Genomic DNA, 1213 nt, shown 5'->3' with positions numbered 1-1213 from the left:
TGGCCCCGTGCCTGACGCCGCGCATCCGCACGCTGCTCGCGCGCATGGGGGTGGGCTGGTGGGCAGCGGCATCACGCAGATCAATTTCATGGTTGACACCATCATCGCCACCCTGCTGCCAGCAGGCAGCGTTTCGCTCATGTATTTCGCTGACCGGGTCAACCAGTTGCCACTTGGCGTGCTGGGGGCGGCGGCGGGCACCACGCTGCTGCCGGTGCTGACACGCTCACTGGCGGCGGGTGATACCGACGGGGCGCACGCCACGCAGAACCGGGCCATTTCCTACGCCCTTGTCCTGACGCTGCCCGCGGCGGCGGGGCTGCTGGTCATCGCGACGCCGGTGATGATGGCGCTGTTCGGGCATGGGCATTTCTCGGCGCGGGACGCGGTTCTGGCGGCGCAGTCGCTCCGGGCCTACGCGGTAGGGCTGCCCGCCTTCGTTCTGGTCAAGGTGCTCTCCCCCGGGTTTTTCGCGCGCGGCGACACCCGCACGCCGGTGCTGGTGGGCATTGGCACGCTGCTGCTGAACTTCGTGCTGAACATAAGCTTCATGCACTGGCTGGCGCATATCGGCCCGCCACTGGCCAGCAGCCTGGCCGCCATGGTGAACGCGGGCGTGCTGGCGTTCATGCTCCACCGGCGCGGGGCGCTGGTTTCCAGCCCGCTGCTGGGCCGCCAGCTTGCGGGCATGGTGGGGTGCGCGGCCTTATGGCCGGGGGGCTGTTCATGCTGGAATACACGCCCCTGGGCGGCGCGATGGAGGCCGGGGCGCTCATGCGCGTTGTGGATGTGGGGGTCATGATCGTGGCGGGCATGGGCCTTTATCTGGTCGGGCTGCATGTGATGGGGGTGGCCGACATGCGGCAGGTGGCGGCGGCCATGACCCGGCGGCTGCGCCGGAGCCGCGCGGCGTAGGACACGCCAAATCCGGGCTGGCGAATCCCCCGCCCCAGCGGCTAGACACCGGGCATGACATTCCCATCCCCCGAAGGCAGCACGCCCGCCATGGCGCAGTGGTTCGCGCTCAAGGCCGAACATCCCGACGCCCTCCTGTTCTTCCGGATGGGAGATTTTTACGAGCTGTTTTTCAATGACGCGGAAGCCGCCGCCGCCGCGCTGGATATTTCACTGACCGCGCGCGGCACGCATGGCGGCGAACCCATTCCCATGTGCGGCGTGCCGGTCCATGCAGCGCAGGCCTATCTGGCGCGGC

At 68.8% G+C, this 1213-nt stretch carries 3 protein-coding genes; all 3 read left to right on the top strand.

The window, feature by feature from the left end:
* A partial coding sequence (locus tag JCM25156_RS25770) for a lipid II flippase MurJ (RefSeq protein WP_457851828.1) occupies nt 1-802 on the top strand: 802 nt, incomplete at its 5' end.
* Nucleotides 775-915 carry a hypothetical protein gene (locus JCM25156_RS32845; protein WP_199898884.1) on the top strand — a complete coding sequence of 47 codons (141 nt, stop codon included), beginning with the start codon at nt 775-777 and terminating at the stop codon, nt 913-915. The genes JCM25156_RS25770 and JCM25156_RS32845, both read left to right, overlap by 28 nt.
* A gap of 54 nt (nt 916-969) precedes the next feature.
* On the top strand, nt 970-1213 hold a 244-nt coding region (locus JCM25156_RS25765), incomplete at its 3' end, for a MutS N-terminal domain-containing protein (RefSeq protein WP_148299417.1).

The sequence above is a fragment of the Komagataeibacter kakiaceti JCM 25156 genome (genome assembly GCF_000613305.1).
The sequence above is the reverse complement of the archived record's forward strand: the minus strand, read 5'-3'. Positions and strand labels throughout refer to the sequence as shown.

Coding starts and splice junctions, on each gene's coding strand:
- JCM25156_RS32845 (WP_199898884.1), top strand. CDS start 775: ATGCGCGTTGTGGATGTGGGGGTCATGATCGTGGCGGGCATGGGCCTT.